Origin of the sequence: Streptomyces sp. NPDC058697, from assembly GCF_042715345.1 — a bacterium.
Taxonomy (GTDB): domain Bacteria; phylum Actinomycetota; class Actinomycetes; order Streptomycetales; family Streptomycetaceae; genus Streptomyces; species Streptomyces liliifuscus.
Map to the genome: position 1 here is coordinate 118,337 of NZ_JBHXSU010000016.1, position 14,873 is coordinate 133,209.

Here is a 14,873-nt window from a genome sequence, read left to right on the forward strand (position 1 = left end):
TACATAGTTTATTTAAGCCTTGTGAACCTAGTGATAACTGGCCCCCCAAGGGGGGGCGCACACCCGGGGGGGGGCTGCCGCACCATAATTCGCCGCCGCCCCCCCGCCCGTTGAGCGGAACCCGACCGGGCGATGACCCGGCCGGCTACCCGATGGCTACGAAACCACCGCCGGATCCACCGACTTGGCCACCCGCTCGGAGTTGCCTTCGTCACCCACGGCGATGCCTCGCCGCTTGGACACGTACACCGCGCCCACGATGACGGCGAGCGAGAGCACCGCGATGAGAACCCGCATGCCCACGCTCTTGTCCTCGCCGTAGCTGAATTTGACCACCGCGGGCGCGATGAGCAGCGCCACCAGGTTCATCACCTTCAGGAGAGGGTTGATCGCCGGCCCCGCGGTGTCCTTGAAGGGGTCGCCGATCGTGTCGCCGATCACCGTCGCGGCATGGGCCTCGCTGCCCTTGCCGCCGTGGTGGCCGTCCTCGACGAGTTTCTTCGCGTTGTCCCACGCGCCACCGGAGTTGGCGAGGAACACCGCCATCAGCGTGCCGGTGCCGATGGCTCCCGCGAGGAACGAGCCGAGCGCGCCGACCCCGAGCGTGAAGCCGATCGCGATCGGCGTCAGTACGGCGAGCAGACCCGGTGTGGCCAGCTCGCGCAGCGCGTCCTTGGTGCAGATGTCGACGACGCGCCCGTACTCGGGCTTCTCGGTGTAGTCCATGATCCCGGGATGCTCGCGGAACTGCCGCCGCACCTCGTAGACCACGGCCCCGGCGGATCGCGAGACCGCGTTGATCGCCAGCCCCGAGAAGAGGAAGACGACCGCGGCGCCCGCGATGAGCCCGACCAGGTTGTTGGGCTGTGAGATGTCCATCATCAGGTTCATGGGCGCGCCGGGCCCCGAGACCTTCTCGCCCACTTCGTTCGCGGCCGTGAGGATCGCGTCGCGGTACGAGCCGAAGAGCGCCGCCGCCGCCAGTACCGCGGTGGCGATGGCGATGCCCTTGGTGATGGCCTTGGTGGTGTTGCCGACGGCGTCCAGGTCGGTGAGGACCTGCGCGCCCGCGCCCTCGACGTCGCCGGACATCTCGGCGATGCCCTGCGCGTTGTCGGAGACCGGACCGAAGGTGTCCATGGCGACGATGACGCCGACCGTGGTGAGCAGGCCGGTACCGGCCAGGGCCACCGCGAAGAGCGCCAGCATGATGGACGTACCGCCGAGCAGGAAGGCCCCGTACACGCCGAGGCCGATCAACAGGGCGGTGTAGACGGCCGATTCGAGACCGAGCGAGATACCGGCGAGGACCACGGTGGCCGGGCCGGTCAGCGAGGTCTTGCCGATGTCCCGCACGGGACGCCGGGTGGTCTCCGTGAAGTAGCCGGTCAGCTGCTGGATCAGCGCGGCCAGGACGATGCCGATGGCGACCGCGACGAGCGCGAGGAACCGCGGGTCGCCGGAGTGGCCGAGGATGGCCTCGTCCGTGACGCCGTCCAGATCGGCGTACGAGGACGGCAGATAGGCGAAGACCGCCGCCGCGACGAGCGCCAGCGAGACAACCGCGGAGATGAAGAACCCGCGGTTGATGGCGCTCATCCCGCTGCGGTCCGCACGGCGCGGAGCCACGGCGAAGATGCCGATCATGGCGGTGAGTACGCCGATCGCGGGCACGATCAGCGGGAAGGCGAGCCCGAAGTCGCCGAACGCGGCCTTGCCGAGGATCAGCGCGGCGACGAGCGTGACGGCGTACGACTCGAAGAGGTCGGCGGCCATGCCGGCGCAGTCGCCGACGTTGTCGCCCACGTTGTCCGCGATGGTCGCGGCATTGCGCGGGTCGTCCTCCGGAATGCCCTGCTCGACCTTGCCGACCAGGTCGGCGCCGACGTCGGCGGCCTTGGTGAAGATGCCACCGCCGACACGCATGAACATGGCGATCAGCGCGGCACCGAGCCCGAAGCCCTCCAGGACCTTGGGCGCGTCGGCCGCGTAGACGAGAACCACACAGGACGCACCAAGGAGTCCGAGCCCCACGGTGAACATGCCGACGACGCCGCCCGTGCGGAAAGCGATCTTCATGGCTTTGTGCGAGACGGCGGTGAGATCCTTTTCGGGCTCACCCTCTGCCGGAGTCGCTTCCCGGGCCGCGGCGGCCACGCGGACATTACTGCGCACGGCGAGCCACATGCCGATATAGCCGGTGGTCGCCGAGAACGCCGCGCCGATCAAGAAGAAGACCGATCGTCCGGCGCGCTGATTCCAGTCGTCCGCGGGCAGCAGCATGAGCAGGAAGAACACCACGACGGCGAAAACGCCGAGCGTTCGCATCTGCCGGCCCAGGTAGGCATTCGCGCCCTCCTGGATCGCCACCGCGATCTCCTTCATGCTCTCGGTGCCCTCGCCCGCCGCGAGTACCTGGCGTACCAGGACCCCGGCGACGACAAGCGCCGCAAGGGCGACGGCCGCGATGACCATCACGATGAGACGATTGTCGTCGGTCAGTACTGCGGCTGCGAAGGTTGTGGGTTGGTCAAACTGATGAGGGGTAGAAAGCCCCGCCATTCGTCCTCCTTGACGCTTGGACCGAGCTCAAGATGTGGACGGATTGTAGGTACCGGAACCTGATCAAAACAGTGTGCGGTAAGTGGAATCAGCCTTCACGTGCTCTTCAGCAAATGATCCACGGACCATCACGGAACCCGAAAGTGGTAATGCCTCAAAACCATTGACGCGTGATCCATTGGCGCCCGGCGTGGCGTAAAGCCGATCGTATTGTTGATCGTAATCCGGATAGTGAATTAATTCACGAAAACACGGAGCTTGATCAGAAAAGGGCGCGGGCATGCGAAAGGGCCCTGCTCAGCAGGGCCCTTTCGCACATGTGGGGCAGTACCAGGGGGTGGATCAGGGAACGAGCGCAGCCGGCGGCGTGGTGGGCCAGCTCATCCTGATCAGGCCGCCGTTCTCACCGGCGGTCACTTCGACGTCGTCGACGAGGCCGCTGATGACCGCGAGGCCCATCTCGTCCTCTTCGGTCTCGACGTCCACGCCGTTGGCTCCGCCATGGGCGCCCGACGTCTTGTCGCCGGGAACCGTGTGCGGGGCCTCGTCGCCGACCTCGATGGAGAACTGCTTCTCCTCCTCGATCAGCGACACCCGCACCGGCGCCGAGATTCCGCCACTCTGGTGCAGGCCGACGGCCCGGGTGCAGGCCTCGCCGACGGCGAGCCTGACCTCATCGAGAACGGCCTCGTCCACTCCGGCCCTGCGCGCCACCGCTGCCGCCACCAGTCGGGCGGTCCTGACGTGCTCGGGCAGCGCGCTGAAGCGGAGTTCAACGGTGGCCATGCATCCCCCTCGGAACTACGGGCGTGCGGTCGGGGGGCCGGGTCGCCGAGACCCGGCCCCCCTCCATTGACTTCTGCCTCCCGGGCGTGGCCCGGGATCCGGCTGTCGGCCGCTGACCGGCCAGTCAGGGACGGGCCGGTCCACGGCCGGTCAGTCGGTGGCCGCCACCGCTTCCTCGACCGAGGTGTGGATCGGGAACACCTTGGTGAGGCCGGTGATGCGGAAGATCTTCAGAATGCGCTCCTGATTGCAGACGAGCCGGAGCGAACCCTCATGGGCACGCACCCGCTTCAGGCCGCCGACCAGAACGCCGAGCCCGGTGGAGTCGAGGAAGTCCACGCCCTCCATGTCTACGACGAGGTGAAAACTGCCGTCGTTCACCAGCTCGACCAACTGCTCGCGCAGCTTGGGCGCGGTATATACATCGATTTCGCCACCGACCTCGACGACCGTACGATCGCCGACGGTACGGGTCGACAGGGACAGGTCCACGGATCCTCCAGCACCTTGCTAATCGAGCGGTCATCCCAAGGGACACCTCGGCAGAGCCCCCGGGACGGTTCGCCAGCCGCGATGGCATTCAATCACTTACCGGCAGGCGTGCACGACGCCTTGGGTCCATTGTCCGTCACGCCAGTGACACACTCGATGCCGATGGCCAAGAATCACCGATCCGATCGAACCTCGACGGACACCGCATCCCGCCCCTCGCCGGGCGAGATCCTGGACCGGCTCGCCTCGGGGCCGAGCCGGGCTTCGCGCATCACTCATACGGAGCACTTGCCCCCACGTGAGGGTCGTCATGCCGTGTGGCCCGACCGGATCCGCGCGGAGGTCATCGCCGCGGTGCAGTCCGCGGGAATCGAACACCCCTGGGCCCACCAGGCACTCGCCGCCGAGCACGCCCTCGACGGCGACTCGGTGGTCGTCTCCACGGGCACGGCCTCCGGGAAGTCCCTGGCGTATCTCGTCCCGGTCCTGTCGACGCTCCTCGACGGCTCCGAGGCCCCGAACGGCCGTGGCGCGACCGCGCTGTACCTCGCCCCGACAAAAGCGCTGGCAGCGGACCAGCGCAGATCCGTGAAGGAACTTTCACAACCTCTGGGCAATGCCGTACGTTCCGCGGTCTACGACGGGGACACGCCCGTCGAGGAGCGCGAATGGGTACGCCAGTACGCCAACTACGTCCTCACCAACCCCGACATGCTGCACCGCGGGATACTTCCGTCACACCCCCGCTGGTCCTCCTTCCTGCGCGCCCTGCGCTATGTCGTCATCGACGAATGTCACACCTACCGGGGCGTCTTCGGGTCCCACGTCGCCCAAGTGCTGCGCCGGCTGCGCCGCCTGTGCGCCCGCTACGGCTCCTCTCCCGTCTTCCTGATGGCCTCGGCCACCGCCGCCGAGCCCTCGGTCGCCGCCTCCCGTCTCACCGGCCTGCCCGTGCTGGAGGTCGCTGACGACGCCTCACCACGCGGTGAAATGGTGTTCGCCCTCTGGGAGCCGCCCCTCACCGAACTCCACGGCGAGAAGGGCGCTCCCGTCCGCCGAACCGCCACCGCCGAAACCGCCGACCTCCTCACCGACCTGACCGTGCAGGGTGTCCGCTCGGTCGCCTTCGTACGGTCCCGCCGCGGCGCCGAGCTGATCTCGGTGATCGCCCAGGAACGGCTCTCAGAGGTCGACCGCTCGCTGGCCCGCCGCGTGGCCGCCTACCGCGGCGGCTACCTCCCCGAGGAACGCCGCGCCCTGGAACAAGCCCTCCACTCCGGCGAACTCCTCGGCCTCGCCGCCACCACCGCCCTCGAACTCGGCATCGACGTCTCCGGACTGGACGCCGTCCTCATCGCCGGCTACCCGGGCACCCGCGCCTCCCTGTGGCAGCAGGCCGGCCGCGCGGGCCGCTCCGGACAGGGGGCGCTGGCGATCCTGGTCGCCCGCGACGACCCGCTGGACACGTTCCTCGTCCACCACCCCGAGGCCCTCTTCGACCAGCCGGTGGAGTCCACCGTCCTCGACCCCGACAACCCGTACGTCCTCGCGCCCCACCTGTGCGCCGCGGCCGCCGAACTGCCATTGACCGACGACGACTTGCCCCTCTTCGGTCCCGCCACCGCCGAGCTGCTGCCGCAGTTGGAGGCCGCCAAGCTGCTGCGCCGCCGCACGAAGGCATGGCACTGGACACGCCGGGAGCGGGCCGCCGATCTGGCCGACATCCGCGGCGGGGGCGGCAGTCCGGTACAGATCGTGGAGGCCGGTTCCGGGCGCCTGCTGGGCACGGTCGACGCCGCGGCCGCGCACGCCACCGTCCACGAGGGCGCCGTCCACCTCCACCAGGGCCGTACGTACCTGGTGAAGGAGCTGCACCTGGACGACTCCGTCGCCCTGGTCGAGGAGGCCAACCCCCCGTATTCGACGGTCGCCCGCGACACCACCGCCATCTCCGTCCTGGAGACGGACGTCGAAGTCCCCTGGGGCGACGGCCGGTTGTGCTACGGCTCCGTCGAAGTCACCAACCAGGTCGTCTCCTTCCTTCGTCGTCGTGTCATCACCGGTGAAGTGCTGGGCGAGTCGAAGCTCGACCTCCCTCCGCGTACGTTGCGCACCCGGGCCGTGTGGTGGACGGTCACCGAGGACCAGCTCGACGCCGCCCGCGTCAACCCCGAGATCCTCGGCGGCGCCCTGCACGCCGCCGAACACGCGTCGATCGGCATGCTGCCGCTCTTCGCGACCTGCGACCGCTGGGACATCGGCGGCGTCTCCGTCCCGCTGCACCCGGACACCCTGCTGCCCACCGTCTTCGTCTACGACGGCCACCCCGGCGGCGCGGGCTTCGCGGAACGCGCCTTCCACACGGCCCGCGAGTGGCTCACCGCCACCCACCAGGCCATCGCCTCCTGCGAGTGCGACGCCGGCTGCCCGTCCTGCATCCAGTCCCCCAAGTGCGGCAACGGCAACGAGCCGTTGCACAAACGGGGGGCCGTGCGGTTGCTGACGGTGCTGCTGAAGGGGGCACCTGAGAAGCGGGCCGAGGAGGATGGGGAGGACGGGGATCGCGGGGAGCCCGGGGAGGGCGGAGGCGTCGCCCGCCGGGCTATGGCGGACGACTGAGGGGTCAGGGCTGAGGGCTGGGCTGGGGACTGGGCTGAGGACTGAGGGCTGGGCTCAGGGCTCAGGGCTCAGGATTACGGCCTCACCTCCTCGACGGCTCGGCCGAACGACACGGTCGGCGCCGCCGGTATGCCGGGGCCGGCCGTCCCCACCGCCGACCTCGCCGATCCGGGAGGACTGGGCGGACCGGGAGGACCGGGCGGAACCACAGGCCCTACCGGCCCCGCCGGGCCCGCCCTGGCCCGCACCTCCGCCGTCAACGGTCCCCGTCCCGCCGCGACCGTGACGTCCGAGATCTCACCCTGGACGGCGCACCGCACGACCCTGGCGCCCTGGGCGCGTGCCACCCGCCCTGCCTGTGCGCAAGCTGCCGTCCCGCCCTCCATCCAGCGGTCGGCCGCCGCCAGCGCCGCCAAGTCGGCCGCTCCGCCGGCGCGGTGACGGATCACCACCGCCTGGCCCATGGCGAGGACGGCACCGAACGCGACGCACAGGACGGCGATCGCACCCACGGTCCAGACGGTCGCCGACCCACGGTCCGACGCGAAGACCTTCGCGAAGGCGCTCGCAAAGGCCCCTCCCCGCGACCGCGACCGCCCACGCGGGCTCGTACTCACCCTCGTACTCGCTCTCGTAGCGGCCCTCGTAACGGCCCTCGTGTGCGACCAGAGTCCTGTCCTCCTCATCCGGCCGCCCCCACCGTCTCCTCGGCCAGGGCCGCGGCCTCGTGGGTCAGGTCGAGGGTCAGCGCGTCGGGCCCCGGCGCCTTCGCCTCGACCCGTACGTGCACCAGGTCGCCCTCTCTGCGGACGGTGACCCGAGCGCCGCTCGGCGCCGTGTCCCGGGCCGCCGCCAGCACCGTGCCCGGCGGGTCCTGCCGAGCCGCCGCGCGGGCCCCCGCCCGGGCCGCGTCCACGCACTGGATCAACGCGGCCGCCGCCATCAACGCCCAGACCAGCGCCATCGTGAACGCGACCAGCACCGGCAGCACCACAGCCGCCTCCGCCGTCACGAAACCCCGGTCCCGGGACATCTCCAGAGGCGCCTCAGAACTGCCCATTGAGCGCCCGCCCCACGATGTCCTGCAGAGCACCCCGCACCTGCCCACTGGTCAGCACCTCATAGAGCACCACGGCGAACCCCACCGCCGTGATCAACCCCATCGCGTACTCGGAGGTGACCATCCCGTCATCCCTCCGCGCCCTCCAGTCCCGGCCCGCCAGGACCCACGCCCGCACCGGCCCCAGCACTCGTACTCGCCGCATTGCCTTGCTCATCCGAACCCCCGTACAGCTCTGTTCCGTTGACCTTTGAAGTTGGACCTTGACCGGCCCCGACCACTCGTCGTTCACCCAGTTCCGTCCGTCACCCACCACCCCCAGCCAGCACCCCGCCCGCGAGCCCGATCACCACAGGCAGCACGCCGATGGCGATGAAGGCGGGCAGGAAGCACAGCCCCACCGGCGCGGTGACCAGGACGCCCGCCCGCCGGGCACGGGCCGTGGCAGTACGCCCCCACTCCGCGCGGGCCTCCGCGGCGATGCGTGCGACGGGCCCCGCCGCCGGTACGCCGGACTCACCCGCCCGCTCCAGCAACCGGGCCAGCGCCCGAGCCCCTGGCAAGGCGGCCAACCCCCGCCACGCCTCGGCCGGCTCACCCCCGAGCCGTACCTCGGCCGCACCCCGCGCCAGTCGCTGCCCCACAGGCCCGTCCAGCGCCTCCCCCACCGCCTGGGCGGCCACCGCCGGACTGGCACCCGCCGCGATACAGGCGGCCAGCAGATCGGCGGCGAGGGGCAGTTGCCGCGTGGCCAGCCCCACGTCGAACTCCTCCACCGGCGCCGGTCTCCGCTGCCACCGCCACATCCCGAAGCCGGCAACGAGCCCGACCACGACTCCGGTCACACCTCCGACGACGGCCCAACAGACGCTCAGGGCGCCGAAAACCGGCAGCCACCGCCTCAGCTCACCGCGCATCACCAGGCGCCGCCCGCCGGAAGCCGACTCCACGGCCGACCCCGTGCCCAGGGCACCCACGGGAGGCCCCGTACCCACGGCCACCACAGCCTTCAACCGCCTTCGCGACCTGCCTTCCCGCCGCGCCGCACCCACGGCCCGGGCCAGCGCCCACACCGCCACCACGACGCACAGCGCCACCCCCAGCCTGTGGACAACTTCCGCGCTCATCCCGCCTCCGCTCCCCGTACGATCCGCAGCACCCACCACAGCCCGACGCCCTCCAGGACCCCGCCGACGAGCAGACAGCCAAGACCCGCGCCGGTGTGCAGCACGACATGCAGCGGATCGGCGCCGAGTGCGGTGCCGAGGAGCAGTCCGAGCACCGGCAGTCCCGCCAACAGCACAGCCGTCGACCGGGCCCCGGCCAACTGGGCACGCAGATCGGCCCGTTGGTCCCGCTCCGCACGCAACGCGCCCTCCAGCCGGTCGAGCCCGGCCGCGAGTCCGGCGCCCCGGTCAACGGCGACCCGCCAGCAGGCGGCGAGGCCCAGCAGTCCTTCGGCTCCCGGTCGTCGTGCCGCGTCGGTGAGCGCGCCGGGCACGTCCCCGCCGAACCGGGCCGCCGCCAGCACCACCGCCTGCGCGCGCCCGAGCCCGCCCGAGTCACGGGATGCGCCGAGCAGGGCCTCACCCGGCTGGCGCCCGGCGCGCACCTCCCCCGCGAGCGCCCCGCACAGCGCGATCACCGCGTCGGCCCGCCGCTCCCGCGCCCGCCGTGCCGCCCCGGCCCGCCTGGCCCGTCGGACCAGCGGCACCCCGAGCGCCCCCAGGACGAGCGGCAGCACGGACGCCCCGAGCAGACCGACCACCGCCCCGGCGACCAGGACCCACCACTCGCCCCGCATCCGGTGCCACCGCCGCAGCCGCTCTCCAACCCGCACGGCCTGCTCCCACGCCGGCGGCCCGGCTCCCACCGCCCCACCGCCCGCACACACCAGCCGCGCCCGCCGCGCCCCCGGCCCCTGCCCGCCCATCAGCCAGGCCGCCGCCCCGGCACACGCCATCGCCGCACTCACCGACACCGACACCTCACCGACCCCCGTCACAGCCCCTCACCCCTCTCGCCCACTTCACCGAATTCACCGACTTCACCGATGCCGGTCATCCGTCCCCAAGTCCCGGAGCACCCGGAGCCCCCGGACCCTCCAGCGTCCCCAGCGCCTCCGGAGTCCCAGCCGTCCCCCATCCCACCGAGCAGCCCCCGCAGCCGCTCCCACCCCCGCTCGTACGTGAAGGCCTTCGCGCCCCACCGCAGCGCCGGCACCGTGATCACCAGCCCCGCCGGATCCCGCTCCAGCACATGCACCTCGGCGATCCGCCGCCGCCCGGCCCGGTCGCGTACGAGATGGAGGACCACCGAGAGCGCGGCCGCGACCTGGCTGTGCAGAGCGGCCCGGTCGAGACCCGCGGCCGTGCCCAGCGCCTCCAGCCGGGCCGGCACTCCCGAGGCCGCGTTGGCGTGGACGGTCCCGCAGCCGCCTTCGTGACCCGTGTTCAGGGCCGCCAGCAGGGCGACCACTTCGGGCCCGCGAACCTCGCCGACGACCAACCGGTCGGGCCGCATCCGCAGGGCCTGGCGCACCAGGTCCTGAAGGGTGACGAGTCCGGCGCCCTCCTGGTTGGCGGGTCTGGATTCCAGTCGTACGACGTGGGGATGGTCGGGGCGCAGCTCCGCCGAGTCCTCGGCGAGCACGATCCGCTCGCCCGGCCCGACGAGGCCCAGCAGGGCGCTCAGCAGCGTCGTCTTGCCACTGCCCGTGCCCCCGCTGATCAGGAAGGACAGCCTCGCGTCGAGCAGCGCCCGCAGCAGCAGGTCCCCGCCCGGCGGTACCGTCCCCGCCGCCACCAACTCGGCGAGCGTGAAGGCCCGTGGCCGTACGACCCGCAGCGACAGGCACGTCGATCCGACGGCGACCGGTGGCAGTACCGCGTGCAGACGGGTGCCGTCCGGGAGCCGGGCGTCCACCCAGGGGTGCGCGTCGTCGAGCCGCCGCCCGGCCACGGCCGCCAGGCGCTGCGCGAGGCGTCGTACGGCCGCCGGGTCCGGAAAGGAGACGGCCGTCAGTTCCAGGCCGCCGCCCCGGTCCACCCACACCCGGTCGGGCGCCGAGACCAGTACGTCGGTGACCGAGGGATCACCGAGGAGCGGCTCCAGCGGCCCGCTGCCGACCAGCTCCGACCTCAACCGCTCGGCCGCCCCAAGGACTTCGGCGTCCCCGAGCACCCGCCCCTGTTCCCGCAGTGCCTGCGCCACGCGCGCGGGAGTCGGCTCGGCCCCGCTCTCGGCAAGCCACTGCCGGACCCCGTCCAACAGCCCCGTGTCGGAAGCAGTAGCCGCATTCCCACCCGCACGCCGCCCCACAGGCCCATTCACGCCCGTACGACGACCCACGGAACCACTCACGCCCGTACGCCGACCCGCCGACCCCACACCCTCAGCCAGACCCCCACTCCCACTGCGACCCACAGGCCCCACATCCGAAGGCGAAGGCGGACCCGCACCCGTACGCCGCCCCACCGCCCCCACGTCCGAAGGCAACCCCGCCGCCCCCATACGCCCGCCCGAGAACCTCGCCTGCCCTGGCGTGGCGCCATGCGCGTGCGTGGCGCCACGCACGCGCGTGCCCCCGCTCATGCGGTGCCTCCCGCGGCAGCGGTCCGCTCCCAGAACGCCGAGCAGAAGCGGGCCAGCGGCCCCCGGCCGTCCGCGCCGGGCGGAGCGCCTCGCTCCTGGGCCGCCAACAGCCCCGTCTCCACCGGGACTTCGCCTGCCAGGGGCAGCCCGAGGAGTCGGGCGACCTCCCTGTCGTCCAGACCGGGCGCGTACGGTCCGCGCACCACGACGCGCAGGTCCTTCAGGACCATGCCGACCGCGGACGCCACCCGCCCGGCCGCCGCGACGGCGCGCAGTTCCGCTGGGACCACGAGCAGGCCGAGGTCCACCTGGGCGAGGGCTTCCGCGACGCCTTCGTCGATCCGGCGGGGCAGGTCCACGACCACCGCCCCGCCCCGCCGCCGGGCGGCGGCCAGCACGGCCCGGACGGCCTCGGGTGCGATGGTGACGCAGTCGCCGCGGTCCCAGCTGAGGATTCGCAGGGCGTGCAGCGAGGGCAGCGACTCCTCCAGGGCGCCACCGCCGACCCGGCCGTGCGACGCGGCGAAGTCCGGCCAGCGGAGCCCCTCGGCGGCCTCTCCGCCGAGGAGTACATCGAGTCCGCCGCCCAGCGGATCCGCGTCGACGAGGAGCGTGCGCCTTCCCTGGCGCGCCGAGATGACCGCGAGCGCGCAGGCGAGCGTGGAGGATCCGGCGCCGCCGCGACCGCCGATCACGCCGACGGTGAGTGCGGGCGGACCGACTCCCTCGGCCACGTCGGCGATCCGGTCGACCAACCATTGTTCGCCATCCGGCAGCAGCAGAACATGGTCGGCGCCGATCTCCACAGCCCTCCGCCAGACCCCGGAATCGTCCTGATCCCGCCCCACCAGGACCACTCCGCGTCTGCGCGCGGCTCCCCGCACCCGCCGCGCGGCATCGTCGCCGACGAGCACCAGGGGTGCCGTCTCCCAGCCGCCGCCGCGCTCCGGCACCCCGTGGTGGACCTCGGGCCGGGCGCCGGCCGCGGCACACAGCCGCAGCAGGTCGTCCAGCAGATCCGCGTCCTCCGTGACGATCAACGGTCCGCCCTGCCGCCCCTCGGCGGCAGACAGCCGGTCGTGTGTGATGGCTCCCGCCACGATCTCCAGCCCCCTTCGCTGCTTCCTCGCGGTGCCCCTGCGGCCCCGCGATTCCCGCCCGCGTGAAGAACCGGCAACCGGCCCTCCATATGAACCGCCGATACGAACCGGCCATAGCCGCCGGACAATCGGAACCGGCCATGAACTTCCGCGAGCGGTGCGCGTTGGAATCACGGTGCAGCGATCCGGGAAATCGTGTGGATCTTGGTCGATAACTGTGGACAACTCGACGGTTGTGAATTTCGCCTTCACCCAAACCGGTGACCGATGAGTGACTGTTGTACGACTCTCTTAGAGCAGCGCGACGACTACCGACAGTTACGAATCCTGTGCAGACGCAGAGGAACGCCGCAGCCCGCACAACAGGGCCCGGCGTTCGAAAAAGTATGGTTGAAAACCCACCCGGACATGCGACGACCCCCGCCGGGGGGGAGAGCGGGGGTCGTCCCCACGGTCTGACTCGGGGGGGGAGGAGCCGGACCGGGTTAGCACGGTCGCGAACGATCCGTGACTTCCATGGTGTACCCGAGAGCCCTCTCAGGCAAACCCACGCGCCCCACACTAGCCCGAATGGCGGGCGCATATGCTCGACCCCGTGGAAAACCACTCCTTGCCCCGCACAGCGGCCTTCTTTGACCTGGACAAGACGGTCATTGCGAAGTCGAGCACGCTCACCTTCAGCAAGTCGTTCTACCAAGGCGGCCTGATCAACCGCCGGGCCGTGCTGCGCACCGCATACGCCCAGTTCGTCTTCCTCGCGGGCGGCGCCGACCACGACCAGATGGAGCGGATGCGCGAGTACCTGTCAGCGCTGTGCCGCGGCTGGAACGTCCAACAAGTGAAGGAAATAGTCGCCGAGACCCTTCACGACCTGATCGATCCGATCATCTACGACGAGGCCGCCTCCCTCATCGAGGAGCACCACATCGCCGGGCGGGATGTCGTGATCGTCTCCACGTCGGGGGCCGAGGTCGTCGAACCCATCGGCGAACTGCTCGGCGCGGACCGGGTGGTGGCGACCCGGATGATCGTGGGCGACGACGGCTGCTTCACGGGCGAGGTGGAGTACTACGCGTACGGCCCGACGAAGGCCGAGGCCGTCAAGGAGCTGGCCGCGTCCGAGGGTTACGACCTCTCCCGCTGCTACGCCTACAGCGACTCTGCGACCGACATCCCGATGCTCGAATCGGTCGGCCATCCGCACGCCGTGAACCCCGATCGCGCGCTGCGCCGCGAGGCCACCGCGCGCGCGTGGCCCATCCTCGACTTCCACCACCCGGTCCGGCTGAAGCAGCGGCTGTCGGTGCCGCCCCGGCCGGCCCTCGTCGCCGCCGCGGCGATAGGAGCGGCGGCGGCCACGGCGGGTCTGGTCTGGTACGCGAGCCGTCGGCGCGCGGCAGCCGTGTGATCCACGCGCCACGGGAGCGCCCGATTAGCCCCCTTTGCTCCCAAAAGTAAAGAAGTACAGCGAGGGGTTCCGCTTCCTCCGGACCTGGAGTACAAAGGGGTTAACGGCCCGCGAGACCAAGGACATCCGAGAGGATCACCTTCAAACGCAACCGAGGCCCCACGGACCGCGCATGAACACCGGGCACCCACGCGACGTCGACCCGTCGATTACGGGCCAGCCGCACCAGGCGACGGGCAACAGTTCCCGACCTGATGGGCAATATCTCGAGGACGCTTGGTAACCGGGTGAACATGCCAGCGGCGGTACGGACCCCGTACCGCCGCAACCCTGTTCAGGGACCATTCAAGGGCCAGGACGTTCAGAGACCGGACCCACGGGCGAGGCCCTACGCAGCCCCTCGCTGAAGCGCCTCGCACACCGCCGTCGACTCCCTGGCGCCGAGTTCGATCGCCTTGCCGCAGTGGGCGATCCAGGTGGCCACGCCCTCCGGAGTACCGGACGCATAGCCTTCGAGGGCCGAGGCGTAGGCCGCGCGGCCCAGTTCCCCGTGACCGACCTCCGCCGGGCAGACGGACTTGGGGTCGAGGCCGCTGCCGACCAGGACGATGCGTTCGGCCGCGCGCGCGACCAGGCCGTTGTGGGATCCGAAGGGGCGCAGCGCGAGGAGTTCGCCGTGCACGATCGCGGCGGTCACCAGGGCGGGTGCGGAACCCCCCGCGACGACCAGCCGCGCAAGGCCGTCGAGACGGCCCTCGACCTCGGCCGCGTCCGGCAGCGGAAGCCCGATCAACGGCGGTCCCGCGGCGGCGGCCGCGGCCGTCTCCGTGACGGGTTCACCGTCCCGCCGTGGACGCCCGACCGCCTCCTCCTTGTCGGCGGCGGCCACCAGGTGCAGCCGCGCCAGTACCCGAAGGGGCGACTGCCGCCAGATGGACAGGAGTTGGCCCGCCTCGGCGGTCAGCCTGAGCGCGGAGCCCACCACCCGGGCCTCGTCGTCGCCACTGAAGTCGGCCCGCCGGCGCACCTCTTCGAGCGCCCAGTCGGCACCGGACAGCGCCGCGGAACCGCGCGCGCCGCGCAGCGCGGCCTCCGAGGTGATCGCGTTGCTGCGGCGCCGCATGATGCGGTGCCCGTAGACCCGGTCCACGGCCTTGCGCACGGACTCCACGGATTCGGCCACGCCGGGCAGCGACCCCAGCGCCGCGAGCGGGTCGGCGTTCCCACCTGTCGTACTCATGAGTACGACCCT

General features: G+C 71.4%; 13 protein-coding genes. 2 read left to right on the forward strand and 11 right to left on the reverse strand.

The window, feature by feature from the left end:
* Positions 1-156: 156 nt before the first annotated feature.
* From ACFWXQ_RS31510 to bldG, 3 genes are all read right to left on the reverse strand, one after another.
* A complete protein-coding gene (locus ACFWXQ_RS31510) occupies positions 157-2,562 on the reverse strand; it encodes a sodium-translocating pyrophosphatase (RefSeq protein ID WP_383936658.1) in 2,406 nt (801 codons plus the stop codon).
* Positions 2,563-2,904: 342 nt separating this feature from the next.
* Positions 2,905-3,348, reverse strand: a complete 444-nt coding sequence (locus ACFWXQ_RS31515) for an ATP-binding protein (protein WP_383936656.1) — start codon at positions 3,346-3,348, stop codon at positions 2,905-2,907.
* A gap of 150 nt (positions 3,349-3,498) precedes the next feature.
* A complete protein-coding gene (gene bldG / locus ACFWXQ_RS31520) occupies positions 3,499-3,840 on the reverse strand; it encodes an anti-sigma factor antagonist BldG (protein ID WP_003975386.1) in 342 nt (113 codons plus the stop codon).
* Positions 3,841-3,921: 81 nt separating this feature from the next.
* Here bldG and ACFWXQ_RS31525 point away from each other — a divergent pair, with 81 nt between their 5' ends.
* Positions 3,922-6,459 (forward strand): DEAD/DEAH box helicase, encoded by a 2,538-nt coding sequence (locus ACFWXQ_RS31525; protein ID WP_383936654.1) that lies wholly within the window; start codon positions 3,922-3,924, stop codon positions 6,457-6,459.
* A gap of 74 nt (positions 6,460-6,533) precedes the next feature.
* Here the strand turns inward: ACFWXQ_RS31525 and ACFWXQ_RS31530 are convergent, their stop codons facing one another.
* From ACFWXQ_RS31530 to ssd, 7 genes are all read right to left on the reverse strand, one after another.
* Complete coding sequence (locus ACFWXQ_RS31530; RefSeq protein WP_383936652.1) at positions 6,534-6,971, reverse strand: Rv3654c family TadE-like protein; 438 nt, start codon at positions 6,969-6,971, stop codon at positions 6,534-6,536.
* Between the two features lie 170 nt (positions 6,972-7,141).
* On the reverse strand, positions 7,142-7,519 hold the full coding sequence (locus tag ACFWXQ_RS31535; protein ID WP_383936650.1) for a TadE family type IV pilus minor pilin: 378 nt from the start codon (positions 7,517-7,519) through the stop codon (positions 7,142-7,144).
* The gene (locus ACFWXQ_RS31540) at positions 7,506-7,643 is read right to left on the reverse strand and encodes a DUF4244 domain-containing protein (protein ID WP_383936648.1); all 138 of its coding nucleotides are present in this window, start codon (positions 7,641-7,643) and stop codon (positions 7,506-7,508) included. The genes ACFWXQ_RS31535 and ACFWXQ_RS31540 overlap by 14 nt, the downstream gene beginning before the upstream one ends.
* Positions 7,644-7,824: 181 nt before the next feature.
* Complete coding sequence (locus ACFWXQ_RS31545; RefSeq protein WP_383936646.1) at positions 7,825-8,646, reverse strand: type II secretion system F family protein; 822 nt, start codon at positions 8,644-8,646, stop codon at positions 7,825-7,827.
* The gene (locus tag ACFWXQ_RS31550; RefSeq protein WP_383936666.1) at positions 8,643-9,482 is read right to left on the reverse strand and encodes a type II secretion system F family protein; all 840 of its coding nucleotides are present in this window, start codon (positions 9,480-9,482) and stop codon (positions 8,643-8,645) included. Before ACFWXQ_RS31550 ends, ACFWXQ_RS31545 begins: the two co-directional genes overlap by 4 nt.
* A gap of 38 nt (positions 9,483-9,520) precedes the next feature.
* Positions 9,521-10,840 carry a TadA family conjugal transfer-associated ATPase gene (locus ACFWXQ_RS31555; RefSeq protein ID WP_383936664.1) on the reverse strand — a complete coding sequence of 440 codons (1,320 nt, stop codon included), beginning with the start codon at positions 10,838-10,840 and terminating at the stop codon, positions 9,521-9,523.
* Positions 10,841-11,109: 269 nt separating this feature from the next.
* Positions 11,110-12,213, reverse strand: coding sequence for a septum site-determining protein Ssd (gene ssd / locus ACFWXQ_RS31560; RefSeq protein ID WP_383936644.1), 1,104 nt, complete (start codon positions 12,211-12,213; stop codon positions 11,110-11,112).
* Positions 12,214-12,796: 583 nt separating this feature from the next.
* On the opposite strand from ssd, the gene ACFWXQ_RS31565 reads away from it, so the two are divergent.
* The gene (locus tag ACFWXQ_RS31565) at positions 12,797-13,621 is read left to right on the forward strand and encodes an HAD family hydrolase (RefSeq protein WP_383936642.1); all 825 of its coding nucleotides are present in this window, start codon (positions 12,797-12,799) and stop codon (positions 13,619-13,621) included.
* A gap of 388 nt (positions 13,622-14,009) precedes the next feature.
* Here the strand turns inward: ACFWXQ_RS31565 and ACFWXQ_RS31570 are convergent, their stop codons facing one another.
* Positions 14,010-14,861, reverse strand: a complete 852-nt coding sequence (locus ACFWXQ_RS31570) for an oxidoreductase (RefSeq protein ID WP_383936640.1) — start codon at positions 14,859-14,861, stop codon at positions 14,010-14,012.
* Between the last annotated feature and the right edge of the window lie 12 nt (positions 14,862-14,873).

Coding starts and splice junctions, on each gene's coding strand:
- ACFWXQ_RS31535 (WP_383936650.1), bottom strand. CDS start 7,519: ATGGGCAGTTCTGAGGCGCCTCTGGAGATGTCCCGGGACCGGGGTTTC.
- ACFWXQ_RS31540 (WP_383936648.1), bottom strand. CDS start 7,643: ATGGTCACCTCCGAGTACGCGATGGGGTTGATCACGGCGGTGGGGTTC.
- ACFWXQ_RS31565 (WP_383936642.1), top strand. CDS start 12,797: ATGCTCGACCCCGTGGAAAACCACTCCTTGCCCCGCACAGCGGCCTTC.
- ACFWXQ_RS31525 (WP_383936654.1), top strand. CDS start 3,922: ATGGCATTCAATCACTTACCGGCAGGCGTGCACGACGCCTTGGGTCCA.
- ACFWXQ_RS31570 (WP_383936640.1), bottom strand. CDS start 14,861: ATGAGTACGACAGGTGGGAACGCCGACCCGCTCGCGGCGCTGGGGTCG.
- ACFWXQ_RS31545 (WP_383936646.1), bottom strand. CDS start 8,646: ATGAGCGCGGAAGTTGTCCACAGGCTGGGGGTGGCGCTGTGCGTCGTG.
- ACFWXQ_RS31510 (WP_383936658.1), bottom strand. CDS start 2,562: ATGGCGGGGCTTTCTACCCCTCATCAGTTTGACCAACCCACAACCTTC.
- ACFWXQ_RS31515 (WP_383936656.1), bottom strand. CDS start 3,348: ATGGCCACCGTTGAACTCCGCTTCAGCGCGCTGCCCGAGCACGTCAGG.
- ACFWXQ_RS31550 (WP_383936666.1), bottom strand. CDS start 9,482: ATGGCGTGTGCCGGGGCGGCGGCCTGGCTGATGGGCGGGCAGGGGCCG.